This is a genomic window from Jiangella sp. DSM 45060, assembly GCF_900105175.1.
In the GTDB taxonomy this organism is placed as follows: domain Bacteria; phylum Actinomycetota; class Actinomycetes; order Jiangellales; family Jiangellaceae; genus Jiangella.
In genome coordinates this window covers 6,525,466-6,552,078 of record NZ_LT629771.1, presented here as the reverse complement: position 1 = coordinate 6,552,078, position 26,613 = coordinate 6,525,466, and the positions used below count along the sequence as shown (strand labels likewise).

The window sequence follows — 26,613 nt, the reverse complement described above, 5'->3', positions numbered from 1 at the left end:
GCCTGGGTCAGCCACGGCGGCGGACCCGCCGCCGGCCGTCGAGCGCCCGGCCGCTGCGACGAGCGACCGGGCGGCGACGGCGGAATTCAGGCGACAGCGACCATGACGGCGGTGGTGATGAGCATGGCGGCGCAGAGTGAGCCGATCAGCCCCCACAGTCCGCGCTGTTCCTTCGGCGCGTAGGCGAACACCGCCGCCAGCGCCGTGCCGATGACGAGGCCGCCGAGGTGGGCCCGCCAGTCGATACCGGGCACGGTGAACCCGAACACCAGGTTGATGCCCAGCAGCACGACGATGCCGCCGGTGTCGCGTCCCAGCCGCCGGGCGATGATGAACAGCGCGCCGAACAGCCCGTACACCGCGCCCGACGCGCCGTACGACAGCGAGTACGGGTCGGCGACGGTCAGCAGCGACGCCGCCGTGCCGCCGAGGGCCGACAACAGATAGAGGGTGAGGAACCGGCTGCGGCCGAGCACCGGCTCCAGCGACGAGCCGAGCATGTACAGCGCGACCATGTTCAGCCCGATGTGCAGCACGTTCTCGTGCGTGAACGCCGCCGTGAGGAGGCGGTACCACTGGCCGTCGACGATGCCGAAGGAGAACGGGTCGTTGCGCTCACCGAGGACGAGGCCGAGGCGGGCGCTCAGCTCGTTGGTGCCGATGCCGCGCGCGTAGCGGTCGTAGAACGAGTCGCCGCGGGTGCCGACGACCAGGCCCGCCACCCAGATGGCGACGTTGATGCCGATGAGGGTGAGCGTGACGATGGTGGCGCTGGTCTCGCGCCGCTGGCCACCCAGCACGGTGCGGGCCTGACGGACGCCCTTGCGGCCCTCGGCGACGCACTCGGGGCACTGGTAACCGACCGGCGCGGAGATCATGCACTCGGGGCAGATCGGCCGCTCACATCGCGAGCACCGGATGTACGTCTCGCGGTCGGGGTGGCGATAGCAGGTCGGCGGGGCGGCCGAGTCGCCGCTGGTGGGCGGCCCGGCCGGACCGCCGGCACTTCCGGTCATGGGGGAACGCCGGCTCTCGGTCTCAGCCGCCGGTGACGGTGACCGACTCGATGACGACGGGCTCGAGCGGCCGGTCGGCGCGGTCGGTGGGGGTGTTGGCGATGGCGTCGACGACGTCGCGGCTGGCTTGGTCGGCCACCTCACCGAAGATGGTGTGACGACGGTTGAGGTGCGGCGTCTGCCCGACGGTGATGAAGAACTGCGAGCCGTTGGTGTTGGGGCCCGCGTTGGCCATGGCCAGCAGGTACGGCTTGTTGAACGCCAGCTCCGGGTGGAACTCGTCGGCGAAGTCGTAGCCGGGGCCGCCGGTGCCATTGCCCAGAGGGTCGCCGCCCTGGATCATGAAGCCGCCGATGACGCGGTGGAAGACGGTGCCGTCGTACAGCTTGTCGCTGGTCTTCTCGCCGGTCTCGGGGTTGACCCATTCGCGCTCGCCCTTCGCGAGCTCGACGAAGTTGCGCACCGTCTTCGGCGCGTGGTTCGGCAGCAGAGCCACGGTGATGTCGCCGCGGTTGGTGTGCAGGGTGGCATGAAGCTCGTCGGCCACGGGTAAGCCCTTCGCTGTCTGATGTCCTCGATTTGCTCCATCCTCGCACGCCGTGGCGTATGTCGGCATACGGTCGTCAGTAAGGCAAGATCGGGGGAGACAACGGGGACAGGGGCCCTGCACGCGATCCGACAAGGGAGGCCCAACGTGAGCAGGCTATTCAGCATCCGGCGGAACAGCGGCACCGACGACGCCAAGGTGCGCACGCAGGAGGCTGCGGAACAAGCCCGCCAGGCTGCACGTGAGGCCGGCCGGCGCGCACGTGAGGCCGCGACACCGGTGGTCGACTCCGCACGCGAGAAGCTGACGCCGGTGGTCGAGTCGGCTGTCGACAAGATGGGCCCGAAGGTCCAGGCGGCCCGCGAGAAGGTGGGTCCGGCCGCCAACCAGGCCAAGGACACGCTGCTGCACGACGTCGTCCCGAAGGTCGCCGACTCGCTGGCCGTTGCGGCCGACAAGTTCTCCGAGCGCGCGCACGATCTGTCCGAGCGCACCGCCGCCCTCGCCGAGAAGACCGAGAAGCAGCGCAAGAAGAAGCGCCGCCGCAAGGTCGTCGCCGTGCTGGGCGGGTTCGCCGCCGCGGGTGCGGCGCTGGCCGCGGTGGTCCGCCGCCGCGGGCAGTCTGACCAGTGGACGACGTACGACCCGTCCACGGGTCCGTGGGCCCCCGCACCGGCTCCCGCGACCGACGCCGAGCCGGCCGCCGAGGAAGAGCCCGGCCCGATCGCCAAGAAGGCAGCCACCGAGAAGCCCGGCGACGACAAGCCGGCCGCCAAGAAGGCGCCGGCGAAGAAGAGCGCGCCGGCCAAGAAGGCCACCGCGAAGAAGGCTCCGGCGAAGAAGTCCGCGCCCGCCTCGGCGTCCGGCAACAGCACCCAGGGCACCCTCGACGGCAGCCAGAACTAACCAACCAGCGAGTCGACTGGACGACCGCCGTCCGGTCGATGTGGAGCGTGCGGCGGGTGCGGAGCCGGCGTCAAGAGCGCACGCGGCATGCTTCACCGCCGCGAAGCGGAGCCGGCGCAGCACCCGCCGCACGCTCCACGACCACCTAGGCGTTCTTCGTCACGTCGGCGAGCGTCGCCATCTCGGCGAGCACACGGGCGGCGGCCTGCACCAGCGGCACCGCCAGCAGTGCACCGGTGCCCTCGCCGAGGCGTAGCGACAGATCGAGCAGGGCCGGTTCGCCGAGTCGGTCGGGCAGCGTGCGCCCGCCCGGCTCGGCCGACGTGTGCCCGGCGACGAGGTAGCCGCCGGCTTCCGGGCAGAGCGCGACGGCGGCCAGCGCGGCGGCTCCGGCCACGACGCCGTCGACGAGGACGGGGACGCGGGCGGCGGCACCGGCCAGCATGACGCCGGCGAGGGCGGCGTGCTCCAGCCCGCCCAGCGACGCAAGGGTCCCCAGGGCCCCGTGGTCCGGTCCGCCAGCATGCCGGGCCAGCGCCGTGCGCACCACGCCGACCTTGTGCGCCGTCCGGCCGTGGTCGAGGTTGGCGCCCTTCCCCGTGACGTCGGCGGGGTCGGCACCGGTGTACGCCGCGATCAGGGCGGCCGACGCGGTCGTGTTGCCGATGCCGACCTCGCCGGTCACCAGCAGGTCGGCGCCGTCGTCGACCAGCTCCGCGGCGACCCGGGCGCCCGCCAGGATCGCCGTCCGGCACTCGTCCAGCGTCATGGCCGGCTCGACGGCGAGGTCGCGGGTGCCGCTGCGCACCCGCTCGTCGCGGACGCCGTCGGGCACCGGGCCGAGCCGCAGCGTCCCGACGTCGGCCACCACGACCCGCGCGCCCACCGTCTTCGCGATGGCGTTGACGGCGGCGCCACCGGCGGCCACGGTCGCGACCATCGCCGCCGTGACCTCCTGCGGCCAGTCCGACACCCCCTCGGCGTGCACGCCGTGGTCGGCCGCGGCCACGACCACCACGGGCGACGACGGCACCGGCGGCGGGCACCGCCCGCTCATCGCCGCCAGCCGGGCGCCGAGGTCCTCCAGCCGGCCCAGGCTGCCCGGCGGCTTGGCCAGCCCGGCGTGCCGGTCGCGGGCCTGCCGCAGGGCCGTCTGGTCGACCGGGCGCACCGCCGCGATCAGTTTCTCCACCGTCATGCCAGGCTCCCGTCCTCGATGCTGCGCAGCGCGGCGACCAGCCGCGCGGTGGTCTCGCGGTCCCGGACGGCGACCCGCACGGCGCGGTCGTCCAGGCCGGGGAAGGTGTCGGCCCGCCGGGCGGCCAGGCCGTGCTCCAGCAGCCGCTCACGCAGGCCCGGCCGCTCGCCCTGGACCAGCACGAAGTTCGCGTGCGCGTCCCACACCCGCGGGCCGCCGAGCGCCCGGATCGCGGCGATCAGCTCGGCCCGCAGCTCGGCGACCGCGGCGGCCCGGGCACGCCGCTCGTCCTCGGCGACCGGCGAGGTCAGGGCCTCGATCGCGGTCAGGGCGAGGCTGTTGACGCTCCACGGCTGACGGCGGGCGGCGAGGCGCGCGACGACGTCCGGCGGGCCGGTGACGTACCCGACGCGCAGGCCGGCCAGGCCCCACAGCTTCGTCAGGCTCCGTACGGCGACGACGCCCGGGAGGTCGCGGCGCCCAGCCACGCCGCCGGCGTCGTCGAGGAACTCGGTGAACGCTTCGTCCACGACGACGGTGCGGCCGGGCCGGGCCAGCGCCGCGATCGTCTCGACCGGATCGAGCACGCCGGTCGGGTTGTCCGGCCGCCCGAGCACGACGAGGTCGGCGTCGGGCGGGACGGCGGACGGGTCCAGCCGCCAGCCCTGCTCCGGGCGGCGCCACACCCGGACGACCGGGACGCCGGCCGCCCGCAGCGCGGCCTCCGGCTCGGTGAACGACGGGTGCACGCAGGCGGCCAGCCGCGGCCGGAGCACGTCGGCCAGCAGCCAGAACGCCTCGGCGGCGCCGTCGACGACCAGGCACTCCTCCGGTGGACGGCCGTGCCGGGCGGCCGCCGCGGCCCGGGCGGCGCGGTCGTCGGGATAGGCCGCGAGGTCGCGCACGGCCGCCGCCAGCCGGTCGGCCAGCCACGACGGCGGCCCCGGCTGCACATTGACGGCGAGGTCGGTGGTGCCCGGCGGGACCTGCGTGTCGCCGTGCTCGCGCAACCGCGGGTCGGCGGGGGCGGCCGGCGGGGCGTCGGGCTCGAGCCGGACCACCCGGCCGCCGACCACGAGCAGCGCCTCGTCCGCCGCCGCCGACAGCGTCTGCAGCGCGCGTCCGTGCACGTCGACGTAGAGGCGGGCGCCGGGTCCGCCGGCGTGCACGCCGAGGCCGGGCTGGCCGGCGATCACCACCACGTCGACGTCCAGGGCGGCGACCGCGCCGGTGAACGCCCGCAGCGCCGCCACCACGGCGTCCTCGGCGCGAGCCCGCCGGTCCGGGTCGGGCACGTCGTCGCCGACGAACACGCCGGCCGACTCCAGCGTCTCGGCCAGCCAGGTGTCCAGCGCGTCGACCAGCACGAACGCGCCCTCGCCCGCCTCGGCGACGGCAGCAGCCAGGTCGAACGTCTCCAGCGTGCGCCAGTGCGGCGGGCGGTCGGCGCGGTGCCGCTCGACCCGCGCCTTGAACTCCTCGTCCCGGACGACGGCCGGCGCGACGACCACGACCGGGCGGCCGCTGGCCTCGGCCCGGCGCGCCGCCAGCCCCGACTTGCCCGACTTCTGCCCGCCCAGCACGAGCGTCAGCCGCCCTCGCGGCGACGGGCCGGTCTGGGAATGTGGCGACGGGTTCACAGCAGGTCCTCCTGGACGAGGGCCGCGACGGCGATCGCGACCGCGAGAGTGGTCAGGGCCACGGCGGCGCCGAGCACGTCGCCGGTGACGCCGCCGATGCGCCGCCGGGCCGCGCGGCGCAGGCCGAGCACCGGAACGGCGGCCGCGGCGAGCAGCACCGGCGCCCACCAGCCGGCCGCCAGCACGGCCACGACAAGCACCGTCGCGGCCGCCACGAGCGAGTCCACCACACCGAGCCGGCCGAGGCGGCGGCCCTGGCCGTCGGTCCGGGCCGGCGGCAGCCAGGCGGCCAGCACCAGTGGCGCCGCCCGCCCGATCACGTGTCCGGCGACCAGAACGCGGGCGACGTCGGCGAACGCGTCCGAACCGGCACCGACGGTGGCCAGCAACGCGACCCGCAGCAGCAGGTCGCCGGCCAGCGCCAGCGCGCCGTACGTGCCGAGCCGGCTGTCGCGCATGATCTCCAGGCGCCGCTCCCGGGTCGCGCCGCCCCAGAGGCCGTCGGCGGTGTCGGCGAGGCCGTCCTCGTGCAGCGCACCGGTGACGATCACCGTCGCCAGTACCGCGACCACCGCGCCGACCAGCGGACCGGCCAGCTCGTCGGCCACCCACCACACGCCCAGCCCGGCCGCCCCGACCACCGCGCCCACCAGCGGGAACCACGCCCCCGCCCGGTCCAGCGCGGGCCCGGAGAACGGCGCCGGCCCGACCGGGATGCGGGTGAGGAACCCGACCGCCGCCCGCAGCGCCCCGATCACGACAGCCCCGCCAGCGACCGCAGCACCCCGGTGTCCACGTGCGCCTCCACCACGTCGGCCAGCCGCTCGAACGTCGCGTCCAGCGTGCGCTCCGGCCGGGCGCCGAACAGCGCCTCGAGCACGGCGGGGTCCTCGAACAGGCCGTGCGGGTACCACGCGGCGACGTTCCCGTCGGCGACGACGACCGCGTCGGACCCCGAGGCGTCGACGGTGCGGCCCTGCCTGATCTCGTACCCCGACACGGGCAGCCCGCTCAGCGCGGCCCACGGCGGACCCAGCGCCGGCAGCGTCAGCGACCGCCGCCGGACCAGCTTGTCGCGTGCGAACGTCGTGGTCAGCGGCAACAGGCCGAGCCCGTCGCCGGAGCCGTCGACGCCGTGCGGGTCCTCCAGGCGGCGCCCGAGCAGCTGCAGCCCGCCGCAGACGCCCAGCACCCGCACACCGGCCCGCGCCGCCGCCACGACGGCGGCGTCCAGACCCGACGCCCGCAGCCACGCCAGGTCGGACGCCACGTGCTTCGACCCGGGCAGCAGCACCAGTCCAGCGCCGTCGAGGTGCCACGGCTGCGTCGCCCAGCGCACGTCCGCGACCTGCTCGACCAGGGCGAACTCGTCGAGGTTGGACGCGGCCGGATAGCGGACGATCGCCACCGGCGGCAGCCCGCCGCGCACCGGCGCCCGCAGCGCCGCGCCGTCCTCGTCGGGGAGGTCGTGCCGGACCATCGGGACGACGCCGACGGTGGGCACGCCGGTCAGCCGCTCCAGCTGCTCCGGGCCGGGCGGCAGCAGCGACGCGTCGCCGCGGAACCGGTTGAGCACGAAGCCGCGGATGCGCTGCTGGTGCCGCGGCGGAAGCAGCGCCCACGTGCCGTAGAGGTGCGCGAACGCGCCGCCGCGGTCGATGTCGACGGCGAGCAGCACGGGAGCGTCGGCCCGCTCGGCGACACGCATGTTGACGATGTCGTTGGCGGCGAGGTTGATCTCGGCCGGGCTGCCGGCGCCCTCGATGACGACGACGTCGTACTCGTCCAGCAACTCGGCCAGCGCGTTCTCGACCGTGGGCCAGAGCGCCTCGCTGCGGTCGCGCCACGGCCGCCGGGACAGGTCGGCGTCTACCCGGCCGAGCCGCACGACCTGGCTGGTCCCGGACTCGGGCTTGAGCAGGACGGGATTCATCCGGACCTCCGGCTCGACGCCCGCGGCGCGCGCCTGCAGCCACTGCGCGACGCCGATCTCGCCGCCGTCGACGACCCGCGCGTTGTTCGACATGTTCTGCGCCTTGAACGGCGCCACCGTCAGGCCCTGACGCGCGTACCAGCGGCACAGCGCGGTCGTCAGCAGGCTCTTCCCCGCCCAGCTGGTGCAGCCCTGGACCATGACGGCGCTCATCGGGCCCGCACCCCCGCGACGACGGCGGCAGCGGCGGCCAGTGCCCACCCGCGGCGCCGGGCCAGGCGCAGCGCAGCGGCGACGTCCGCCGGACCGACGGCCCGGCCGCCCGCGCCCAGCTTGTAGACACCGGGTTTGGCCAGCCGCACCCCGAGCCGCAGGGCCAGCGCCGCCATCGGCCAGCCCGCGTTCGGCGACGGGGTCAGCGCGGCCTCGGCGCGCAGCCGGGCCCACGGCACCCGGCGACCGGCCAGCAGGACGCCGGTGAGCCGAGCGGGCACCAGATTGAGCAGGTCGTCGGCGCGGGCCGCGACCCGGCCGGCGTGGTTCCAGCGCGGCGTGCGGTAGCCCCACACAGCGTCGGCGGTGTTGGCGAACCGGTACGTCGCAGCCGCGGGCAGCCCGCCCACCGCGTACCAGACGAGCGGCGCGACGACCGAGTCGGACAGGTTCTCGCCCAGCGACTCGACCGCCGCCTGCCGGACCTCGTCCGCCGTCAGCCCGGACACGTCGCGGCTGACGATGCGCGCCACGGCCGCCCGGCCCGCCGTCACGCCGCCGGAGGCCAGGGCCCGCTCGACCCCGGCGACCTCGTCGAGCAGCATGCGATGCGCGAACAGCGGCCACAGCGCCGCGCCGGTGACGACCGGGCGCACCGGCCCGGGCAGCAGTCCGGCCACCCGCGCCACCGCGACGCCCGCGCCGTACGCCGTCGCCGCGCCCACCGCCCAGGCCAGCCCGCCGGTCAGGACCGCGCGAGCGGGCGGACCAGACGGCACCCTCCGCCCCGCCCACGTCAGGTAGCGGCCGGCCCAGCGCACCGGGTGCACGGCCAGCGGCGGCTCCCGGAACGCGGCGTCCAGACCGGCGGCGACAGCCACGGTGGCCGCGGCAGCCCGTCGGCCCTTGCAATGAGCACCGATACGCATCGATGCGTATCGGTGCTCATTGCAAAGCGGGCTCATGCGACCCCGCCGACATCGCGGACGCTGCGGGCCGGGCGCGACCGCAGCGGCACCACGACGACACCACCGTGCGGATCGGTCACGACCCGCACCCGCGCCCCGTAGTGATCGCGGATCAGCTCCTCGGTCAGCACCTCCTGCGCCGACCCCTGCGCGACCACCCGGCCGTCGACCAGCAGCACCAGGTGGTCGGCGAACTGCCCGGCGGTGGTGAGGTCGTGCAGCGCGCTGACCACCGTCAGCCCACGCGACGCCCGCAGCTCGTCGACCAGTTCCAGCACCTGCTGGGCGTGCCCGAGGTCCAGCGAACTGGTCGGCTCGTCCAACAGCAGCACCGGCGCCTGCTGGGCCAGCGCCCGGGCGAGGACGGAGCGCTGGAACTCGCCGCCGGACAGCTCGGTGACCATGCGGTCGGACAGCGCCCGCAGCTCCAGCGTGTCCAGCAGCTCGCCGGCCACCGCGAGGTCCTCCGCCGACTCCGTCCCCAGGTAGGGGACGTACGGCGTGCGCCCGAGCAGCACGTAGTCGAGGACGGTCATGCCGTCGGGCCGGGCCGGGTCCTGCGGGACGACGGCGACCAGCTGGGCCCGCTCGCGCGAACGCAGCCGGGCGACCTCGACGCCGTCGAACGCGATGACGCCGGCGTGCTCCACCGCACCGGACACCGCCCGCAGCAGCGTCGACTTGCCGGCGCCGTTGGGGCCGACCAGCGTCACCCACGTCCCGGCCGGGACGCTGAGGCTGACGTCGTCGACCACCCGCCGCTCCAGCAGGGTGACGCCGACGCCCTCGACGGTCAGAATGGTCACCACGGCCTCCGTGCGCTGCGCAGCACCAGCGTGAAGAACGGCGCCCCCACGAACGCCGTGACGACGCCCACCGGCAGCTCGCCGGGCGAGACGACGGTGCGGGCGACAAGGTCCGCGACCACCAGGAACGTCGCACCGACCACCGCCGCCAGCGGCAGCACGATGCGGTACGACGACCCGGCCAGCATGCGCACGATGTGCGGGACGACGATGCCGACGAACCCGATCAGCCCGCTGACCGACACCGCCGCCGCCGTGCCCAGCGTCGCCGCCAGCACCACCGCCAGCCGCACCCGCGAGGCCGGCACGCCGAGCGTGCCGGCCTCGTCGGGCCCGACGCTGAGCACGTCGAGCAGCCGCCGGTGCGCCAGGATCACCAGCGCCGACACCGCGATGTACGGCAGTACCGCCAGCACCTCGTCCCAGCCGGCGGTGAGCAGCCGGCCGAGGATCCAGCCGTACACCTCGCGCAGCGAGTCGGAGTTGCGCTGGTTCACGTAGGTCTGCACGGACGTGAGGAACGCCGCGACCGCGACGCCGGCCAGGATCAGCGAGTTCGTGCTGCGCCCGCCGACGCTGCGGCCCAGCGCGTAGGTGGCGGCCACGCCGAGCACGCCGCCGGTGAACGCGGCCAGCGGCACCAGCAGGCGGTTGCCGCCGGAGACGATCGCGAACGTCGCGCCCAGCCCGGCGCCGGCGGCGACGCCGAGCAGGTACGGGTCGGCCAGCGGGTTGCGGAACACGCCCTGGTACCCGGCCCCGGCCAGCGCCAGCATGGCGCCGACCAGCAGGCCGAGCACTACCCGTGGCGCGCGCAGCTGCCAGAGCACCGCCGCCTCGCGGTCGTCCAGCCCGCCGGCGAGGTCGACCCCCGGGACGAGGTTGACGATCTCGGTGACGACGCCGCGCAGCGGCAGCCCCGCGGGCCCGACCGTCAGGCCGAGCAGGACCGCCGCCACCAGGACCGCCAGCGAGCCGAACAGCCAGCGCCGGGGCAGCCGGACCGCCCGCAACGTCGCCGTCGCGGTGTGCTGGTCGGTGCCCACGGCCCTGCTCACGGCGTCAGTCGACCGGCGCGAGCGCCGCCCGCTCCTCGACCACGACACGCAGGAAGTCGACGATGCGCGGACCCCAGCGGCTGGCGATGTCGGGGTCGACCTCGACGATGCGGTCCTGCTGCACCGCGCTCAGCTGGTCCCAGCCGGGCCGAGCGGCGATGTCGTCGGCGGTGACCCCGCCGACCCCGCCGTCGGCGAAGAAGACGATCTCCGGGTTCGCGGTGACGATGAACTCCGGCGACAGCTGCGGGTAGCCCCCGGCGGCGTCGGGCGCCTCGTCGGCGACGTTGGCCAGGCCGGCCAGCCCGTAGATCTCGCCGATGAACGTGCCGCTGGTGACGGTGTACAGGTTGGCGTCGAGCTCGTGGTAGTACGTCACCGGCGGCGCGTCGGCCGGCACCTGCGCGACCAGCTCGTCGATGTCGGACTGCATGGTGCCGACCACCTCGGCGGCGTCGCCGACGTGGCCCGTCACGGCGCCCAGCTGCTCGATCTGCGCGTACGTGTCGTCGAGGGTGGCCGCGGCCGGCAGGACGATGGCGGGGATGCCGACGGCGGACAGGCCGGAGACCAGCTCGCCCGGGTCGTTGGAGGCGACGACGAGGTCGGGGTCGTAGCCGACGATCGCCTCGACGTTCGGCTCGAACGCGGACAGCTCGGTCGTCGGCGCGTCGGCCGGGTAGTTCGAGTACGAGTCGGCCGCGACGACGGCGTCACCGGCGCCGATGGCGAACAGCATCTCGGTGGCCGTGGCCGACAGCGAGACGATCTTCTCCGGCTGCTCGGCGAGCTCGACCGGGCCGTTCGCGGTGTCGACGGTGACGGGGAACGCGGCGTCGCCGGCGTCGGCGGCCGGGGCCGACGAGGGCGCGTCGCTCGGCGCTGCCGAGCCGCCGTCGTCGTCGCCACAGGCCACGAGGACGAGCGGGAGCGCGGCCAGCAGCAGGGCGGCCCGCGTGGGACGGGTGGATCGCAACGTACGCCTCCTTCACGACGGTGAGGGGGCGCCGATGGCCGGTTGCCACCTGCGAACCGCCCTTCTACCGAGGACGAATCCGGGCCACGAGGCTGGCGACCTGACTCGTCCGTCCGCGGCAGGCGGGCGGCTTCACAGTTGCGGGACAGCGCCGGAATCGAACCGGACTTCGCAGACACTCGTCGCACCCGGGCCGGAGCCCGGGCATTCGCGATCCTATCGCCTCCCGGCGCCGTCCGTTGCCCGCGCCGGTCAGAGCGTCACGGCCGCAGCAGCGTGACCTGCGCCGCGTCGATCGATTCGGGGTCGCCGACCATGTCGATGGCAACGATGCGGTCGCGGTCGAAGGTGAACCGGAACAGCGCCTTCGGCCGCCCGCCCGGCGCGAACGCGGCCGCCGGAACACCGTCGACGAGGACGGTCTCGGCGTGCGCCGCGCGGCCGGAGAAGACACCCGCGACGGCGTCGGCGCCACGCAGCAGCCGGACCAGCTCCGGCGCGCCCTGCGCCCGGCCGGCCCGCGCGTTCTCGATCGCGACCTCGTCGGCCCGGAGCACGACGTCGGGGTCGAGCAGGGCGAGCAGGTCGTGGAACTGGCCGTTGCGCGACGCCGCCAGGAACGCGTCGACGACGAGCCGCTGCCGGGCCGGGTCGGCCGACGACGACCGCGCGCCCTGGACGCGGCGACGGGCCCGGCTTGCCAGCTGGCGGGTGGCGGCCGGCGTGCGCTCGAGGATCGCGGCGATCTCGTCGAACGGCATCGCGAACAGGTCGTGCAGGACGAACGCCAGCCGTTCGGCGGGCGCGAGCGAGTCGAGCACCACGAGCAGCGCCGGGCCGACGCTGTCGGCCAGCACCACCTCGCCCTCGGGGTCGGGCGCCGCGTCGTCGGCGGTGACGGTGTCGCGCTCGGCGTCGTCGAACGGGTCCTCGCGCCGCGACGTCCGCGAGCGCAGCATGTCCAGCGCCACCCTCGACACCACGGTCGTCAGCCAGCCGCCGAGGTTACGCACGTCGTCGGCGTCGGTGCGGCTCAGCCGGATCCAGGCCTCCTGGACGGCGTCGTCGGCCTCCGTGGCCGAGCCGAGCATGCGGTAGGCCACGGCATGCATCCGCGGCCGGTTCTCCTCGAACCGCTCGGCCAGCCAGTCGTCGTCGTGCATGGTGTCTCCCGTCGTCACTACGTTGACGCGCGGCGGGCGCCGGATGTGACAGCCCGTCGCCGGCAGGACGGCGGTACCGCGACGAGCTGGTTCACATCGGGCCGGCCACGGGGTTGACCAGCGGCTCCAGCCCGGACACCTCGCAGCGGGCGACGTCGCCGGCCGTGACGACCACGGCGCCCGGCGTACCCGTCGAGATGATGTCGCCGGGGTAGAGCGGCATGACCTTGCTGTGGAAGCTGACCAGGAACGCGGGCGAGAACCGCATACGCCCGACGACGTTGCTGCGGCGCCGCTCACCGTTCACGACCGTACTGACCTCGACGCCGGCGAGATCGGGCCCGCCCGGCTGGGCGGCGAGCGCCTCGGCCAGCGGGACGATGTGCGGGCCGAACGAGAAGAAGCCGGGGAAGTTCTTCGAGCGGGTCAGGAAGCGCGGGTTGCGCTGCAGGATGTCCTCGGCGGTCTGGTCGAGGATCGCGCACAGGCCGAACACGTGGCCGAGCGCCGCGTCCTCCTCGACGTTGCGGCAGTAGCGGCCGATGACCAGGCCGACCTCCGCCTCGGCTGTGACGCGCTCGCTCTGCACGGGCAGCGGGATCGGCTCGCCCGGCCCGATGATCGTGTGGTTGCCCTTGATGAACGACGCCGGCTCGTCCGGCACGACCTCGGCGAGGTCGGCGGCGTGGTCGACGTAGTTGAGGCCGATGCCCCAGATCTTCGGCGGGTTCCGGTACGGCGCCGTGTACGTCACGTCGTCCGCCGGCCGGAACGCGGCGCCGTCCGCCACGGCCGCGGCCTCCTCGACCTCGTCCATGCGCCGGTCGGCGATCAGCGACATGACGTCGCCGGTGAACTCGGGCAGCAGGTCGGCGACCACCGCCACGCCCTTCGTCGGATGCACGACGGCGGCCCTCGGCACGTCGTCGACGAGGATGGACGCCAGGCGCATGGGTCTCCTTCGAGTCGCGGCCGAGGGCTCACCCATCGTAGGCAGCGCGGCGTGCCGAGAGTGCGGCTAGCCGTGCTCCCGCAGCTGCCGCTCGTGATCGTCCACGCCCCAGGCGACCAACGGCTCGAGCGCGCGCATCAGGCTCCGCCCCCGCTCGGTCGGCTGGTACTGCACGAGCACGGGCGTCGTCGGCACGACGGTCCGCTCGATCAGCCCTTCCGCCTCGAGCTCCTTGAGCCGCTGGTTCAGCAGCCGGTCGGAGATGCCGTGCACCGCCGCGCGGTACTCCACGAACCGCCGCGCGCCGCGGACGCCGGCCAGCATGATGCCGCCGCTCCACTTCTTACCGATGATCTCGATATAGCCGGTGAAGAGGCGGCACTTCTCGTCGTCGATGTGCTCGAACCCGGTCTCCGGCCGGTCCGGCACGAGTCTGGTCTCGATAGCCACTCACTCATAGTAAGTCGCTAACGGGCAGTTGGCCAACGACGCTCGTGATCCGCAGACTGAGAAGCGTGAACTACGGCCACCGTCTCGAGTTCGGCACCTTCATCACGCCCACCAACCAGTCGCCCCAGACGCCCGTCACGCTCGCGCAGCTGAGCGAAGAGCTCGGGTTCGACGTCGTGACGTTCCAGGACCACCCGTACCAGCCGGCGTTCCTCGACACGTGGACGCTGCTCACCTGGGTCGCGGCGCGGACGTCGCGGGTGCGGCTGTCCGCGAACGTCCACAGCATCCCGCTGCGCACGCCGGCCGTCCTCGCGCGGGCCGCGGCCAGCCTCGACCTGCTCTCCGACGGACGGGCCGAGCTCGGGCTCGGCGCGGGCGGCTTCTGGGACGCGATCGAGGCGATGGGCGGACGGCGGCTCGCTCCGGGCGAGGCCGTGCAGGCGCTCAGCGAGGCGATCGACGTCATCCGGGCGCTGTGGGACGTCGACGCGCGCGGCGGCGCCCGGGTCGGCGGCGAGTTCTACCGGCTCGACGGCGCCAAGCGCGGCCCGGCGCCGAAGCACCCGATCCCGCTGTGGATCGGCGCGCTGAAGCCGCGCATGCTCCGGTTGATCGGCGAGAAGGGCGACGGCTGGCTGCCGAGCCTGCCGTACCTCGAGCCGGGCGACCTGAAGCGCGGCAACGCGATCATCGACGAGGCGGCGCGGTCGGCCGGGCGCGACCCGCGCGAGATCCGCCGCATGGTGAACCTCGGCGGCCGGTTCGCCTCGTCGCGCACCGGTTTCCTGCAGGGCACCAGCCAGGACTGGGTCGACGACCTGCTGCCCATGGTGGTCGAGGACGGCATCGGCACCTTCATCGTCATGGGCGACGACCCGCGCACCATGCAGCAGTTCGCCGAGGAGGTCATGCCGGCGCTGCGCGAGGCCGTCGACGACGCGCTGCCGGCCGGCTCGACCGGGGAGCGGATCCGCCCGGCGGCGGCCACCGCGGCCCGCCGCGACGGCATCGACTACGACGGCGTGCCGGAGGCGCTGCGCGACACCGCCGTCGAGCCCGGCGACCCCGGCTACCGGACGGCGCGCGGTGGCTACCTGCGCGGCGGCGCACCCGGCCTGGTGCTGCGCCCGTCGACGACGGACCAGGTGGTCGAGGCGCTGGCGTACGCGCGGCGCCACCCCGACCTCCCGCTCGGCGTCCGCAGCGGCGGCCACGGCATCAGCGGCCGGTCGACGAACGACGGCGGACTGGTCATCGACGTCGGCGGGCTGAACGGGATCGAGGTGCTGGATGCTTCGGAGCGGCTGGTGCGGGTCGGGGCCGGCGCACGGTGGGCGGACGTGGCGGCGGCGCTGGCTCCGCACGGGTGGGCGTTGTCGTCAGGCGACTACGGGGGCGTCGGGGTGGGCGGGCTGGCGACGGCCGGGGGCATCGGGTACCTGTCGCGGTCGCACGGGCTGACCATCGACCACCTGCGGGCGGCCGAGGTCGTGCTGGCCGACGGGTCCGTCGTCCGGGCCAGCGAGACGGAGCACCCGGATCTGTTCTGGGCGGTGCGCGGCGCCGGCGGCAACGTCGGCATCGTCACGTCCTTCGATCTCGTCGCCGACGAGGTGGGCGACGTCGGCTGGGGCTTCCTCACCCAGGTGCCCGACGACATCGCCGACTACCTGGTCCGCTGGGGGTCCGTCGTCGAGAACGCGCCCCGCGACCTCACCAGCTTCCTCGTCATGGGCCCGCCGCGGAACGGCCAGCCGGCGGTCGCGCAGAGCCGCAGCGTCGTCGAGTCCGACGACCCCGAGGTCGTGATCGCGCGGCTGCAGGAGATCGCGTCGATCGCGCCGCTCTACGACCAGGAGGTGACGATCACCCCGTACGCCGGCATCATGCAGAACGTCGCGGCCACCGCCCACGTCGCGACCGGCGAGCCGGTGGCCCACAGCGGCCTCGTCGAGCACCTCACTCCCGAGTTCGCCGCGGCGGCCGCGGCGGCTCTGACCAGCGGCGCGATCTACTTCTTCCAGCTCCGCGCCGTGGGCGGCGCCGTCTCCGACGTCCCGGCCGACGCGACGGCGTACGCGCACCGGTCGGCGAACTTCTCGGTGACGGCGATGGGCGCCAACGCCCGCCGGCTGGACGAGGCGTGGGCGACGCTGCGGCCGTTCTTCTCCGGCATGTACCTCAGCTTCGAGACCGACCAGAGCCCCGAGGCGCTGGCCGCGGCCTTCCCGCCGGCGACGATGCAGCGGCTGCGCGAGGTCAAGGACCGCTACGACCCCGCCAACGTGTTCCGCCACAACTTCAACGTCGCGCCCAGCGCCACGCCGGCGGCCGTGACGAGCTGACCGTCACGGTCGGTTCGCCCACAGGAAGTCGACGTAGCCGGGCGGGACGGCGGCGCCGGTCGCGAGCATCCAGTGCACGCGGCTGGCGCCGACCAGCCCCAGCGTCGCCCGGCAGCCCGCCTCGACGTCGTCGCGCGAGACGGCCCCACCGGCGCCGGCCAGGTAGTCGTCCAGCAGGGCGGTCCGCGCGCCCAGCATGAGGTGCGCTAGGTCGGCCCCCACCGGCGCGGCGCCCAGCGTGCCCCAGTCCAGCGCGACGGTGTCCGGCCCGTCGGCGCGCAGGTTGTCCGGATGCACGTCGCCGTGGGAGAGCACGTGCGGTAGCGCGCCCAGCCGCGCCAGCAGCTCGTCGCGGCGCGACCACAGCCGCCGCGCCCGCTCGTCGGCGTCGACGGCGGACCAGTCGAGCCCGGAGACCGCGACCCGCTGCGCCAGCTGGTGACCGCCCAGCCAGGCCACGTCAGGCAGCGCGGCGCCGGCCTGCCACGCGCCCAGCTGCCGCGCCGCCGTCCGCACGTCGACCGGCGCGGAGCCCACGTCCTCCAGGTACACCGCCTCGCCGACGACGCCGTAGCAGCGCGGCGCCCGCAGCCCCGGCCCGTCCGGCAGGAGTCCCGACGCGTACGCCAGCGGCTCGCGCCGCCAATACGCCCAGTGCCGCGGGTCGGTCGCGCCGTGCCGGTGCCGCCCCGACGTCAGCGGACGGAACTCCTTCCGGATCGCCGTCGCCGTCACGCCGTCGCGCAGCCGCACCGTCACCCGCGTCAACCCGGCGGTCGCCGCGCCGGTGCCCTCGCGCAGCGGCGTCTCCTCGACCTCCGCCACGTCGGCGGGTGGCCGGCCGGTGAGGCTCATCAGGACGGCGTCGGGCAGCACCGGGTCACGATAGACCAGTAGTCGCTACTGAGGCCCAGTGCATTGTCGCCGGTTATTCTGCCGACATGTCCCAGGCTCCTGGCCAGCTGCGCTATCGGGGTCGCTGCGTCGACTGCGCCTGGATCGGCCGCCAGTTCGTCCGCTACTCCACGGCCGACGCGGCGGCGCGCGACCACGCGGGCGCCCACCAGCACACCACGTTCGTCGCCGACCAGTACGAGATGCGCATCGTCGGCTCGACCATCCGGCCGACCCGCACCCGCCAGGCCTAGCCGATGGTCGGCATGAGCGCGGCATTCCCGGGCTGCTCACCGCAGGCGCTGGCGCCCCCGTACCGGGGCGCTGAAATGGGGGACAGACCCCGGTGCGGGGACTTGGCCGCCTCGGTGCGGGGGCTGGGCGTGAGGCGACCCATGATCATCCGTACCCCCGAACCTGATCATCGAACAGGGGCGAAGGTCCGTCGCATGCCGTACACGGCCCGGGGTCGCTGTTAGCGCTGGTGGAGACGAGGGGAATCGAACCCCTAACCCCCGCCTTGCAAAGGCGGTGCTCTGCCAATTGAGCTACGTCCCCGCTGGTGCGGAGCGGCCACCGCACCGAGGGCGCAGGGCCGGACCGCGCCAGCAACCATAGCGCGTCACCGCGTTGTACAGCGAATTCATGCCCGAACCCGGGCGGCTACACCCTAGGTCAGCCGCTCGTCGGCGTAGGCCTTCATCGCGTCGCGAAGGTACTCGACCAGCGCATCGTCGCCCTGGCCGACGCTCTGGCGGAAGCGGTCGTCATCGACGTAGAGGTCGGCGAGGCCGCGGTAGGACTCGCGGTTCGGGGTCCAGAACAGGCACAGCCACCGGTGATGCTGGTCGACGACCTCCTGCACCCGCGCGTCGTCGACGGGAGCACCGTCGGCGCGCAGCGTGCGCAGGGTGTCCATGGCCGCACCGAACCCCGACTTCGCCAGCTCCGCCTGCTCCGCCGACCAGCCGCGGATGCGGGCGGTCGCGTCGTCGACGGCGAGGTCGCCCCAGCGGGAGCGCGCCTCCTCCTCGTACGGGTTCTGCTCGAACCCCTCGAACATCGAGTTCGCCGTCATGGTTCCTCCCTCCTCGAGGGTGGTCATGGTGGACTCCACGGTCGCGACCAACTGGTCGAGCCGATCGCGCTCGGCCAGCAGCCAGGCGCGATGCCGCCGCAACACGTCGACGGCGCCGGCGCCGTCCTGTGCGGCGAGTGCCTCGCCGATGGCCTCCAGCCCGAGCCCGAGCTCACGCAGCAGCAGGATGCGCTGCAACCGCAGCAGCTGCTCCTGCTCGTAGTAGCGCCGGCCGCCGTCGGCCGTCCACGCGGGCTCGAGCAGCCCGATCGCGTGGTAGTGCCGCAGCGTCCGCGACGTCACCCCGGACGCCCGCGCCACCTCGTTGATCGACCAGCTCATCGTCTGTTCCGTGTCGTTCACCGGACCGGACTCTCCGATCCGTCCACGACGGTAATCGTTGACGCTGCGTCAACTTCAAGTCGGCGAGACAGCGAACGGCCACGCAGACCTCGCCGCGAACGAGCGAGGACTCACGTGGCCGTCAGTGGGTGGGTCAGCGCGGGTCGGCGGGCGGGATCGGATCCGTTGCCTCGGCCCACAGGTCCTGCTCGGCCTGTCCGGACTGGTAACGGCGGTAACCGAGGTACCCCACCACGGCCACGACCGCTCCGAACAGGATCTTCTTGTTGAACACGATGGTCCGCCTCCAGACGGTGGTCGACTCTCGTGTGAGGTTAACGCAGAGATCCCGGCGACAGCAGGGCGACATCGGAATCACGTCACTCCAGCATTCGCTCCATCCGCATGATCTCGGCCTGCTGGGTGTCGACGATCTCCTCGGCCAGCTCGCGCGCCTCCGGGTCGATACCGTCGTCGAGCTGCGTCTCGGCGATGTCGATGGCGCCCTCGTGGTGCTCGATCATCATGGTCAGCCACATCCGCTCGAACTCGGCGCCGGCGGCGGCGTCCAGCGCGGCGAGGTCCTCCTCGGTGAGCATGCCTGCCATCTCGTGTGCGTGACCGCCCTCCAGCGGCGGCGGCACGAAGCCCCAGCGGTCCAGCATCGCGGTCATCTGATCGATCTCCGGCTGCTGGGCGCCGGCGATGGCGGCGGCCAGCTCGACCAGCTCCGGGCTGACGCCGTCGTCCGGCAGCATGGCGGCCATCTCGACGGCCTGGGCGTGGTGCGGGATCATCTGCCGCGCGAAGTCGACGTCGGCGGGGGCGAACTCGTCGCCGTCGCCGGACGAGCCGCAGGCGGCCACGGCGACGAGGGCGAGAGCGGGCAGGGCGAAGCGCCTACGGTGCATGGAAGCGGTCCCTTCGGGGGTGCGTGGACGGTGGCCCGGGGCGACGGCCCGGACAGCACGAAGCGCTATGGAGCGCCGATCGACCACGGCGAGTGTGTGGTCAGGCGATTGTCGACGCCGTCGATCTGGAGGTAGTCGTCGTCGAGCACGAGGCGGAGGGCACCGTTCGGCCGCTCGACGGCTCTGACCGTCTGCCCCTGCAGGGAATCCAGGACGTTGAGGACCGGGTCGTCGTCCTGCTCCAACGCCGGCCAGCCTGGGTGCACCGAGAAGGTCGTGTCGATGAACAACCTGACCTCACGGTCGGTATCCGGGTTGTAGAGGTTGACGAACGGCCAGGCCTGGCGGCGGCCGGCTTCGACCACGAACGATCCCACGAGAAGCGCGGGGTCTTCCTCTTCGGGCTCCATGCGCACATCATGTGGCATGGGCACACGAAAGCCCCTACCGAAGGTGTCGATAGGGGCTCTGAGCTGGGTGGGCCTAACAGGACTTGAACCTGTGACCTCTTCCTTATCAGGGAAGCGCTCTAACCGTCTGAGCTATAGGCCCGGGAATCTCGCACCGAGTGCGCCGCGCCAGCGTACCTCACCGTCGGCGGCCAACCCAAACCGGCTGACCGCCGCCGCGGGTGCCGGATCAGTCGTCCTCGGCGAGGGTCAGCTCGAGGCCGCCGAGCAGGCTGGCGGAGAGGTTGTACAGGAACGCGCCCAGCGTGGCCAGCGCCGTCAGCAGCACGACGTCGACCACCGCGATGAGGGTGGTGAAGCCGAGCACCCGGGACAGCTCGACGTACTGGTTGATGTCGATGCCGGAGTTGCTGTCGGACGCCGTCATGTCGGTGACGATCTCGTCGATGGAGCTGAACACACCGGCAGCGTCGAGCACCGACCAGAGCACGGCGACCGCGACGAACATGGTGATACCGAGCGCCACCGACAGCAGGAACGCCGTCTTCATGACCGACCAGGGGTCGACCCGCAGCAGCCGGAGACGGGCCTTGCGGACCCGGCCGGGACGGCGCGAACTGGTGGACCGCGACGGGGTGGCGGAAGCGGCCGCTTTGGCCGAGCCGGACGTGCGCGGCGTGGCCGGCGGGACCGCCTCGAGGCTGGCCTGGGTGTCGGCGGCGAGGTCGGACGGCGGCACGGGCGCGGCCGGGACGGGGCCGGGCGGCGTGCCGGGAGCAGCGGGAAACGCCGCCGGAGCGGCGGCGTTCTGCTTCGCCACCAGCGACGGCGGCGGCACCGGCGCGTTCGGAGTGGCGGCCTGGCCGCCGTTGGGCGAGCTGGGCCCGGCGGGCCGCTGGCCGTTGCCCTGCGGCTGCCCGCCACGCTGGCCGTTGCCGTTCTGCGGGCCGCCGTTCTGCGCGGGCTGCTCGGCCGGCCGGGACCACGGGTTCTGCGTGGCGTCGCCGCCGGAGCGCGGCGTGGTGTCCTCGCGCGAGCGGTTGCGCGTGGCGACGCGAGCGGCGGCAGCACCGCGCGGCTGCCCGCCACCCTGCTGACGGCGGTTGTCGACCGCGGGGTCGGCGTCGCGCTGCCCGTTGGGCGACCCGTTGTTGCCGGGCGCCCCGGGCTTCGCGCCATTGGCCTGCTGGTCCTGGCGGTCCGCAGGAGGCGCGTTCTTCTTACGCGCGTCCTGGTCGGACCCCGGACGCCCGGTCGCGCCGCTGCTCGTCACGAGCCATCACCCTCCGCGTCGATCTCGGAGCCCGTCACGTCCTCGACGGCCTCCTCCACCGAGTCTTCCTCGGCACTGTGCGCGATGGCGACGACCACATCGTCGCCACCGAGCGCAACGTACTTGACCCCCATGGTGTCACGACCCTTGGCGGGAACGTCCGCCACAGGACTACGCGTCACCCCTCCGGATGCCCGGATGGCGAGTACCTCGTCGCCGTCGCCGACGACCAGGGCACCCACGAGAGAGCCTCGGTCTTCATTGATCTTCATCGCCTTGATACCCAAACCCCCGCGTCCCTGAACACGATATTCCTCGACGACGGTTCGTTTGGCGAATCCACCATCTGTGACGGTAAAGACGTACGAGTCGGTTCCATCGCGCACAACGGACATCGAGAGTAGTTCATCGCCGTCGCGGAACTTCATGCCGACGACGCCGCCGGTGGCCCGGCCCATCGGCCGCAGCTGGTCGTCAGTGGCGGTGAACCGGATGGCCTGCGCCTTGCGCGACACCAGCAGGATGTCGTCGTCGGCGCTGACCAGCTCGGCGCCGATCAGCTCGTCGTCCTCTTCGCGGAACAGCACCGCGATGACGCCGCCGGAGCGGTTGGAGTCGTACTCGGTGAGCTTGGTCTTCTTCACCATGCCGTGCTTCGTGGCCAGGACGAGGTACGGCGCTTGCTCGTAGTCCTTGAGCGTCAGCACGCGGGCGATCTGCTCGTCGGGCTGGAACGCCAGCAGGTTCGCGACGTGCTGGCCCTTGGCGTCGCGGGCCAGTTCGGGCAGCTCGTACGCCTTGGCGCGGTAGACCCGGCCGCGGTTGGTGAAGAACAGGATCCAGTGGTGCGTCGTGGTGACGAAGAACTGGTCGACGACGTCGTCCTCGCGCAGCTGCGCGCCGCGCACGCCCTTGCCGCCGCGCTTCTGCAGGCGGTAGAGGTCGGCCTTGGTGCGCTTGGCGTACCCGCCGCGGGTGATCGTGACGACCACCGGTTCTTCGGGGATGAGGTCCTCGGCGGTGAGATCGCCCTCGGCCGGGACGATACGGCTGCGTCGCTCGTCGCCGTACTTCTCGACGATCTCGGCCAGCTCTTCGCGGATGATGGTCCGCTTGCGCTCGTCGGACTCGAGGATCGCCTGCAGCTCGGCGATGTCGGCGACCAGCATGTCGTGCTCGTTCTGCAGCTCGTCGCGCGACAGCGCGGTCAGCCGGCGCAGCTGCATGTCGAGGATGGCCGTGGCCTGGATCTCGTCGATGTCGAGCAGCTGCATGAGGCCGGTGCGCGCCTCTTCGACGTCCTGCGAGCGACGGATCAGGGCGATGACCTCGTCGATGGCGTCGATGGCCTTGAGCAGCCCCAGGACGATGTGCAGGCGCTCGCGCTTCTTGCGCAGCCGGAACTCGGTGCGCCGGCGGATGACCTCGACCTGGTGCGTGACCCAGTGGCGGACGAACGCGTCGAGCGACAGGGTGCGTGGCACGCCGTCGACCAGCGCCACCATGTTGCAGCCGAAGTTGTCCTGCAGCTGCGTGTGCTTGTACAGGTTGTTGCGGACGACGGTGGCGACGGCGTCCCGCTTGAGCACGACGACGATGCGCATGCCGGTGCGCGACGACGAGTCGTCCTTGAGGTCGGCGATGCCCGGCACCCGGCCGGTGTCGGCCAGCTCGGCGATCTTACGGATCAGCGCGTCGGGGTTGACCTGGTACGGCAGCTCGGAGATGACGAGGCAGGTGCGGCCGCGGCTGTCCTCCTCGACCTCCACGACGGCGCGCATGGTCACCGAGCCGCGGCCGGTGCGGTACGCCTGCTCGATGCCGTTGGTGCCGACGATCAGCGCGCTGGTCGGGAAGTCGGGACCCTTGACGCGCTCGAGCAGCGCGGTCAGCAGCTCCTCGTTCGACGCCTCGGGGTTGTCGAGGTACCAGTCGACGCCCGACGCGACCTCGCGCAAGTTGTGCGGCGGGATGTTCGTGGCCATGCCGACGGCGATGCCGCCGGAGCCGTTGACCAGGAGGTTCGGGAACCGGGCCGGCAGCACGTCGGGCTCGGCACCGCGGCTGTCGTAGTTGGGGGAGAAGTCGACGGTCTCTTCTTCGATGTCGCGGACCATCTCCATGGCCAGCGGCGCCATGCGGCACTCGGTGTAGCGCATGGCCGCCTGGCGGTCGTCACCGCGCGACCCGAAGTTGCCCTGCCCCTGCACCAGCGGGTACCGCATCGACCACCACTGGCCCAGCCGGACCAGGGTGTCGTAGATGGCGGTGTCGCCGTGCGGGTGGTAGTTGCCCATGACGTCGCCGACGACGCGGGAGCACTTGGAGAAACCGCGATCGGGCCGGTAGCCGCCGTCGAACATCGCGTACAGGACGCGGCGGTGCACCGGCTTGAGACCGTCACGGACGTCGGGCAGCGCCCTGGAGACGATGACCGTCATCGCGTAGTCGAGATAGCTGCGCTGCATCTCGACCTGCAGATCGACAGGCTCGATCCGTCCCCCGGGTCCGAACGCGTCGCCGGCCGTGGTGGTGTCGTTGGTCACGAGTGGTTCCTCCAGGTGCGACCTGCCGGCCACACGTCATGAATGACGCGCGGGACAGGCCCACGGTTGTCTTCGTCCCCGTTGTGTTTCATGTCCGGCGCGACTAGATGTCCAGGAAGCGGACGTCGCGGGCGTTGCGCTGGATGAACTTGCGCCGGCTCTCGACGTCCTCGCCCATCAGGGTGCTGAACACCTCGTCGGCCTGAGCGGCGTCGTCGAGCGTGACCTGCAGCAGCAGCCGCTGCTCGGGGTCCATGGTGGTCTCCCACAGCTCGTCGTCGTTCATCTCGCCCAGACCCTTGTAGCGCTGGATGCCCTCGTCCTTCGGCAGCCGCTTGCCGGCCTCCTGGCCGGCCCGCAGCAACGCGTCCCGCTCGCGGTCGGAGTACGCGTACTCGGGAGCGGAGTCACGGCCGCCCCACTTGAGTTTGTAGAGCGGCGGGCAGGCGAGGAACACGTGGCCGTGTTCGACGACCGGCTTCATGAACCGGAACAGCAGGGTCAGCAGCAGGGTGCGGATGTGCTGGCCGTCGACGTCGGCGTCGGCCATCAGCACGATCTTGTGATAGCGCAGGCGGTTGAGGTCGAACTCCTCGTGCACCCCGGTGCCCAGGGCGTTGATGATCGCCTGGACCTCCTGGTTCTGCAGGATCTTGTCGATGCGCGCCTTCTCGACGTTGAGGATCTTGCCGCGGATCGGGAGGATGGCCTGCACCTTCGGGTCGCGGCCCTGCTTGGCCGGGCCGCCGGCGGAGTCGCCCTCGACGATGAAGAGCTCGCACTCCTCAGGGTTGGTCGACTGGCAGTCGGCCAGCTTGCCCGGCAGGCCGCCGCCGCCCATGAGGCCCTTGCGGCTGCGGGCGGCGTCGCGGGCCTTGCGGGCCGCGACGCGGGCGATGGCCGCGCTCTGCGCCTTGCGCGCGATGAGCTTGCCCTCGGACGGGTTCTGCTCGAACCAGGCGCCCAGCTGCTCGTTGACGATGCGCTGGACGAAACCCTTGGCCTCGGTGTTGCCGAGCTTGGTCTTCGTCTGGCCCTCGAACTGCGGCTCGGCGATCTTGATGCTGATGATGGCGGTGAGGCCCTCGCGGACGTCGTCGCCGGTGAGGTTGGCGTCCTTCTCCTTCAGCACGCCCCAGTCGCGGGCGAACCGGTTGACCAGCGTGGTCAGCGCGGCGCGGAAGCCCTCTTCGTGGGTGCCGCCCTCGTGGGTGTTGATGGTGTTGGCGAACGTGTGCACCGACTCGGTGAACTGGTCGTTCCACTGCAGCGCCATCTCGAGGCTCATCGGCTGGCCGTCGACGTCGGTCGACTCGGCCTCCCAGGAGATGACGGTGGGGTGGATCGGCGTCTTGGCGGTGTTGAGGTGGTTGACGTAGTCGACCAGGCCGTCGTCGTAGCGGTACCGGACCTCGCGCGGACCGTCCGGCGCCTCGGAGTCGGCGTCGACGTCGTCCTCGGCACCGGCGTCGGGCTCGGTGGGGCGCTCGTCGCGCAGCACGATGGTGAGGCCCTTGTTGAGGAAGGCCATCTCGCGCAGCCGGGTGGACAGCGTCTCGAAGTCGTACGTGGTGGTCTCGAAGATGTCCGAGCTCGCGTAGAACGTCGTCGAGTTGCCGGTGCGCTCCGACGCCTCGTGCCGCTCCAGCGGGGCGTCCGGGACGCCGTACGTGTACGACTGCGTCCATCGGTAGCCGTCGCGGTGGATCTCGACGTCGACCTTCGTGGAGAGCGCGTTGACGACGGAGACGCCGACGCCGTGCAGGCCGCCGGAGACCTTGTAGCCGCTGCCGCCGAACTTGCCGCCCGCGTGCAGGACCGTCATGACGACCTCGACCGCCGGCCGCTTCTCGACGGGGTGCTCGTCGACGGGGATGCCGCGGCCGTTGTCGACCACCCGGACGCCGTCGCCGGGGAGCAGGGTGATGTCGATGTGGTCGCAGTAGCCCGCCAAGGCCTCGTCGACGGAGTTGTCGACGACCTCGTAGACCAGGTGGTGCAGACCTCGCTCGCCGGTGGAGCCGATGTACATGCCAGGGCGTTTACGGACCGCTTCGAGACCTTCGAGTACGGTGATGGCGCTGGCGTCGTAGGACGTAGTGTCCGTCACGAGCGGGGGACCTCCTGCCAGGGATCAGGCCGCACCACGCCTCCCTCAGGCCGCTTGAGAGGCCCAGGAGACCGTGCGGCCTGGATGGACGTCACCATTCTACCTTGTGCCGACGCGAGAATGCGCGTTCTGCGGCCCTGAATGCCCCGTGGAGCCGCACGGATCGGCTCGCATGTGTCCCCATACCCACACCGGGCGCCTCGGCGTCGCTGGGGGCCGTCTGGCGCCGCGGAGCGGATCGGCCGAATTCGGTCAGCCGTACGTATCGCGCGGGCCGCGACCGGGCACGCTCCGGGGACCGCGCCGCCAGCTCGGCGCCTGCGGCCCGCGCACGTCGACCCTGGTGACGGAGCCGTCGCCGATCTCGGCGTTGAACCGGCGGACCAGTTCGGCCGCGAACAGCCTGACCTGCGTCGCCCACGCGGTGGAGTCGGCGCGGACGGTCAGCACGCCGTCCTCGTAGTGCTCCGGCTGGACGTGCGCCGCGACCTCGGGCCCGACGACGTGGTCCCAGCGGGCGACGGCGCCGTGCACGGCGATGTCCTCGGCCCAGCCGTGCTCGCCGATCAGCCGGTCGACGGCCGAGCCCACGGCCTGCGGGTCGCGGTCGTCGGAGCCGGGCCCGCTCCAGCCGGCGCCCGGTGCCCGGCGACGGCGCCAGGTGCGGCCGCCGCTCCCGCCGTCGCCGGACTTGCGCGACGGTGCGCGCCGGCCCGGGCGGCCGGCCGCCTTCGCCCGCGCGAGCAGCGCCTTCGCCAGCTCTTCGCCGTCGGGGTTCCACGTGAAACCGTCGGCGGGGCCGACGGGCTCGGTGGCCGGCGCCGGCAGGTCGACGTCGGGCCTCGGAACGGTGACATCGTCGCTGTCACTCATCG

At 73.0% G+C, this 26,613-nt stretch carries 25 protein-coding genes, 2 tRNA genes and 1 riboswitch; of the genes, 3 read left to right on the top strand and 24 right to left on the bottom strand.

Going from position 1 to position 26,613, the window contains the following annotated elements; genetic code table 11:
* Positions 1-86: 86 nt before the first annotated feature.
* Together BLU82_RS29495 and BLU82_RS29490 are read right to left on the bottom strand one after the other, a co-directional pair.
* Positions 87-1,016 carry a rhomboid family intramembrane serine protease gene (locus BLU82_RS29495; RefSeq protein WP_092624435.1) on the bottom strand — a complete coding sequence of 310 codons (930 nt, stop codon included), beginning with the start codon at positions 1,014-1,016 and terminating at the stop codon, positions 87-89.
* Between the two features lie 22 nt (positions 1,017-1,038).
* On the bottom strand, positions 1,039-1,563 hold the full coding sequence (locus tag BLU82_RS29490; protein WP_092624434.1) for a peptidylprolyl isomerase: 525 nt from the start codon (positions 1,561-1,563) through the stop codon (positions 1,039-1,041).
* 147 nt (positions 1,564-1,710) lie between these two features.
* On the opposite strand from BLU82_RS29490, the gene BLU82_RS29485 reads away from it, so the two are divergent.
* Entirely contained in the window at positions 1,711-2,469 is a 759-nt protein-coding gene (locus BLU82_RS29485; protein ID WP_157741333.1) for a hypothetical protein, read from the top strand.
* A 145-nt stretch (positions 2,470-2,614) separates the two neighbouring features.
* Here BLU82_RS29485 and cobT read toward each other — a convergent pair whose 3' ends face one another.
* From cobT to BLU82_RS29430, 11 genes are all read right to left on the bottom strand, one after another.
* Positions 2,615-3,667, bottom strand: coding sequence for a nicotinate-nucleotide--dimethylbenzimidazole phosphoribosyltransferase (cobT, locus tag BLU82_RS29480; RefSeq protein WP_092624432.1), 1,053 nt, complete (start codon positions 3,665-3,667; stop codon positions 2,615-2,617).
* Complete coding sequence (gene cobC, locus BLU82_RS29475; RefSeq protein WP_092624431.1) at positions 3,664-5,307, bottom strand: Rv2231c family pyridoxal phosphate-dependent protein CobC; 1,644 nt, start codon at positions 5,305-5,307, stop codon at positions 3,664-3,666. The genes cobT and cobC overlap by 4 nt, the downstream gene beginning before the upstream one ends.
* Entirely contained in the window at positions 5,304-6,065 is a 762-nt protein-coding gene (gene cobS / locus BLU82_RS29470; RefSeq protein ID WP_092624430.1) for an adenosylcobinamide-GDP ribazoletransferase, read from the bottom strand. Before cobS ends, cobC begins: the two co-directional genes overlap by 4 nt.
* Positions 6,062-7,453: a cobyric acid synthase gene (locus tag BLU82_RS29465; RefSeq protein WP_092624429.1), complete on the bottom strand. Its 1,392-nt coding sequence runs from the start codon at positions 7,451-7,453 to the stop codon at positions 6,062-6,064. The genes cobS and BLU82_RS29465 overlap by 4 nt, the downstream gene beginning before the upstream one ends.
* Positions 7,450-8,334 carry an adenosylcobinamide-phosphate synthase CbiB gene (gene cbiB, locus BLU82_RS29460; RefSeq protein ID WP_197682558.1) on the bottom strand — a complete coding sequence of 295 codons (885 nt, stop codon included), beginning with the start codon at positions 8,332-8,334 and terminating at the stop codon, positions 7,450-7,452. Before cbiB ends, BLU82_RS29465 begins: the two co-directional genes overlap by 4 nt.
* Before the next feature lie 80 nt (positions 8,335-8,414).
* Positions 8,415-9,218 carry an ABC transporter ATP-binding protein gene (locus tag BLU82_RS29455; protein ID WP_370246339.1) on the bottom strand — a complete coding sequence of 268 codons (804 nt, stop codon included), beginning with the start codon at positions 9,216-9,218 and terminating at the stop codon, positions 8,415-8,417.
* A gap of 5 nt (positions 9,219-9,223) precedes the next feature.
* Entirely contained in the window at positions 9,224-10,285 is a 1,062-nt protein-coding gene (locus BLU82_RS29450; RefSeq protein ID WP_197682556.1) for an iron ABC transporter permease, read from the bottom strand.
* Between the two features lie 4 nt (positions 10,286-10,289).
* The gene (locus BLU82_RS29445) at positions 10,290-11,261 is read right to left on the bottom strand and encodes an ABC transporter substrate-binding protein (protein WP_092624427.1); all 972 of its coding nucleotides are present in this window, start codon (positions 11,259-11,261) and stop codon (positions 10,290-10,292) included.
* A gap of 72 nt (positions 11,262-11,333) precedes the next feature.
* Positions 11,334-11,480: riboswitch (cobalamin riboswitch) on the bottom strand.
* A 41-nt stretch (positions 11,481-11,521) separates the two neighbouring features.
* Positions 11,522-12,424 carry a sigma-70 family RNA polymerase sigma factor gene (locus tag BLU82_RS29440; RefSeq protein WP_092624426.1) on the bottom strand — a complete coding sequence of 301 codons (903 nt, stop codon included), beginning with the start codon at positions 12,422-12,424 and terminating at the stop codon, positions 11,522-11,524.
* A gap of 91 nt (positions 12,425-12,515) precedes the next feature.
* A complete protein-coding gene (locus tag BLU82_RS29435; protein WP_092624425.1) occupies positions 12,516-13,376 on the bottom strand; it encodes a fumarylacetoacetate hydrolase family protein in 861 nt (286 codons plus the stop codon).
* A gap of 66 nt (positions 13,377-13,442) precedes the next feature.
* Positions 13,443-13,826 (bottom strand): helix-turn-helix domain-containing protein, encoded by a 384-nt coding sequence (locus BLU82_RS29430; protein WP_092624424.1) that lies wholly within the window; start codon positions 13,824-13,826, stop codon positions 13,443-13,445.
* Between the two features lie 65 nt (positions 13,827-13,891).
* On the opposite strand from BLU82_RS29430, the gene BLU82_RS29425 reads away from it, so the two are divergent.
* Complete coding sequence (locus BLU82_RS29425) at positions 13,892-16,174, top strand: LLM class flavin-dependent oxidoreductase (protein ID WP_092624423.1); 2,283 nt, start codon at positions 13,892-13,894, stop codon at positions 16,172-16,174.
* A gap of 3 nt (positions 16,175-16,177) precedes the next feature.
* Here the strand turns inward: BLU82_RS29425 and BLU82_RS29420 are convergent, their stop codons facing one another.
* Complete coding sequence (locus BLU82_RS29420) at positions 16,178-17,050, bottom strand: phosphotransferase (RefSeq protein WP_197682555.1); 873 nt, start codon at positions 17,048-17,050, stop codon at positions 16,178-16,180.
* Positions 17,051-17,115: 65 nt separating this feature from the next.
* On the opposite strand from BLU82_RS29420, the gene BLU82_RS29415 reads away from it, so the two are divergent.
* The gene (locus tag BLU82_RS29415; protein ID WP_092624422.1) at positions 17,116-17,322 is read left to right on the top strand and encodes a hypothetical protein; all 207 of its coding nucleotides are present in this window, start codon (positions 17,116-17,118) and stop codon (positions 17,320-17,322) included.
* A gap of 228 nt (positions 17,323-17,550) precedes the next feature.
* Here BLU82_RS29415 and BLU82_RS29410 read toward each other — a convergent pair.
* The 10 genes from BLU82_RS29410 to BLU82_RS29370 all read right to left on the bottom strand — a co-directional run bounded on the left by BLU82_RS29410 (position 17,551) and on the right by BLU82_RS29370 (position 26,611).
* Positions 17,551-17,626, bottom strand: a tRNA-Ala gene (locus tag BLU82_RS29410).
* A gap of 112 nt (positions 17,627-17,738) precedes the next feature.
* Positions 17,739-18,509, bottom strand: a complete 771-nt coding sequence (locus tag BLU82_RS29405; protein ID WP_197682554.1) for a MerR family transcriptional regulator — start codon at positions 18,507-18,509, stop codon at positions 17,739-17,741.
* Positions 18,510-18,642: 133 nt separating this feature from the next.
* Positions 18,643-18,783 carry a DLW-39 family protein gene (locus BLU82_RS34870; RefSeq protein ID WP_172885730.1) on the bottom strand — a complete coding sequence of 47 codons (141 nt, stop codon included), beginning with the start codon at positions 18,781-18,783 and terminating at the stop codon, positions 18,643-18,645.
* A gap of 85 nt (positions 18,784-18,868) precedes the next feature.
* Entirely contained in the window at positions 18,869-19,399 is a 531-nt protein-coding gene (locus tag BLU82_RS29400) for a DUF305 domain-containing protein (RefSeq protein ID WP_197682553.1), read from the bottom strand.
* A gap of 65 nt (positions 19,400-19,464) precedes the next feature.
* On the bottom strand, positions 19,465-19,809 hold the full coding sequence (locus BLU82_RS29395; RefSeq protein WP_092624421.1) for a hypothetical protein: 345 nt from the start codon (positions 19,807-19,809) through the stop codon (positions 19,465-19,467).
* A 68-nt stretch (positions 19,810-19,877) separates the two neighbouring features.
* Positions 19,878-19,951 (bottom strand) — tRNA-Ile (locus BLU82_RS29390).
* An 87-nt stretch (positions 19,952-20,038) separates the two neighbouring features.
* Complete coding sequence (locus BLU82_RS35860) at positions 20,039-21,082, bottom strand: DUF3566 domain-containing protein (protein ID WP_231947612.1); 1,044 nt, start codon at positions 21,080-21,082, stop codon at positions 20,039-20,041.
* Positions 21,079-23,550 (bottom strand): DNA gyrase subunit A, encoded by a 2,472-nt coding sequence (gene gyrA / locus BLU82_RS29380; RefSeq protein ID WP_092626470.1) that lies wholly within the window; start codon positions 23,548-23,550, stop codon positions 21,079-21,081. The genes BLU82_RS35860 and gyrA overlap by 4 nt, the downstream gene beginning before the upstream one ends.
* Positions 23,551-23,731: 181 nt before the next feature.
* A complete protein-coding gene (gene gyrB, locus BLU82_RS29375) occupies positions 23,732-25,738 on the bottom strand; it encodes a DNA topoisomerase (ATP-hydrolyzing) subunit B (RefSeq protein ID WP_197682552.1) in 2,007 nt (668 codons plus the stop codon).
* A 252-nt stretch (positions 25,739-25,990) separates the two neighbouring features.
* Positions 25,991-26,611, bottom strand: a complete 621-nt coding sequence (locus BLU82_RS29370; RefSeq protein WP_092624419.1) for a DUF721 domain-containing protein — start codon at positions 26,609-26,611, stop codon at positions 25,991-25,993.
* Positions 26,612-26,613: the final 2 nt, after the last annotated feature.

Bases quoted from the DNA above. Each gene is read 5' to 3' on its own strand.
- BLU82_RS29440 (WP_092624426.1), bottom strand. From the start codon at position 12,424: ATGCACGACGACGACTGGCTGGCCGAGCGGTTCGAGGAGAACCGGCCG.
- BLU82_RS29415 (WP_092624422.1), top strand. From the start codon at position 17,116: ATGTCCCAGGCTCCTGGCCAGCTGCGCTATCGGGGTCGCTGCGTCGAC.
- BLU82_RS29370 (WP_092624419.1), bottom strand. From the start codon at position 26,611: ATGAGTGACAGCGACGATGTCACCGTTCCGAGGCCCGACGTCGACCTG.
- BLU82_RS29495 (WP_092624435.1), bottom strand. From the start codon at position 1,016: ATGACCGGAAGTGCCGGCGGTCCGGCCGGGCCGCCCACCAGCGGCGAC.
- gyrA (WP_092626470.1), bottom strand. From the start codon at position 23,550: ATGCAGCGCAGCTATCTCGACTACGCGATGACGGTCATCGTCTCCAGG.
- BLU82_RS29395 (WP_092624421.1), bottom strand. From the start codon at position 19,809: ATGGAGCCCGAAGAGGAAGACCCCGCGCTTCTCGTGGGATCGTTCGTG.
- BLU82_RS29435 (WP_092624425.1), bottom strand. From the start codon at position 13,376: ATGCGCCTGGCGTCCATCCTCGTCGACGACGTGCCGAGGGCCGCCGTC.
- cobT (WP_092624432.1), bottom strand. From the start codon at position 3,667: ATGACGGTGGAGAAACTGATCGCGGCGGTGCGCCCGGTCGACCAGACG.
- BLU82_RS29465 (WP_092624429.1), bottom strand. From the start codon at position 7,453: ATGAGCGCCGTCATGGTCCAGGGCTGCACCAGCTGGGCGGGGAAGAGC.
- BLU82_RS29400 (WP_197682553.1), bottom strand. From the start codon at position 19,399: ATGCACCGTAGGCGCTTCGCCCTGCCCGCTCTCGCCCTCGTCGCCGTG.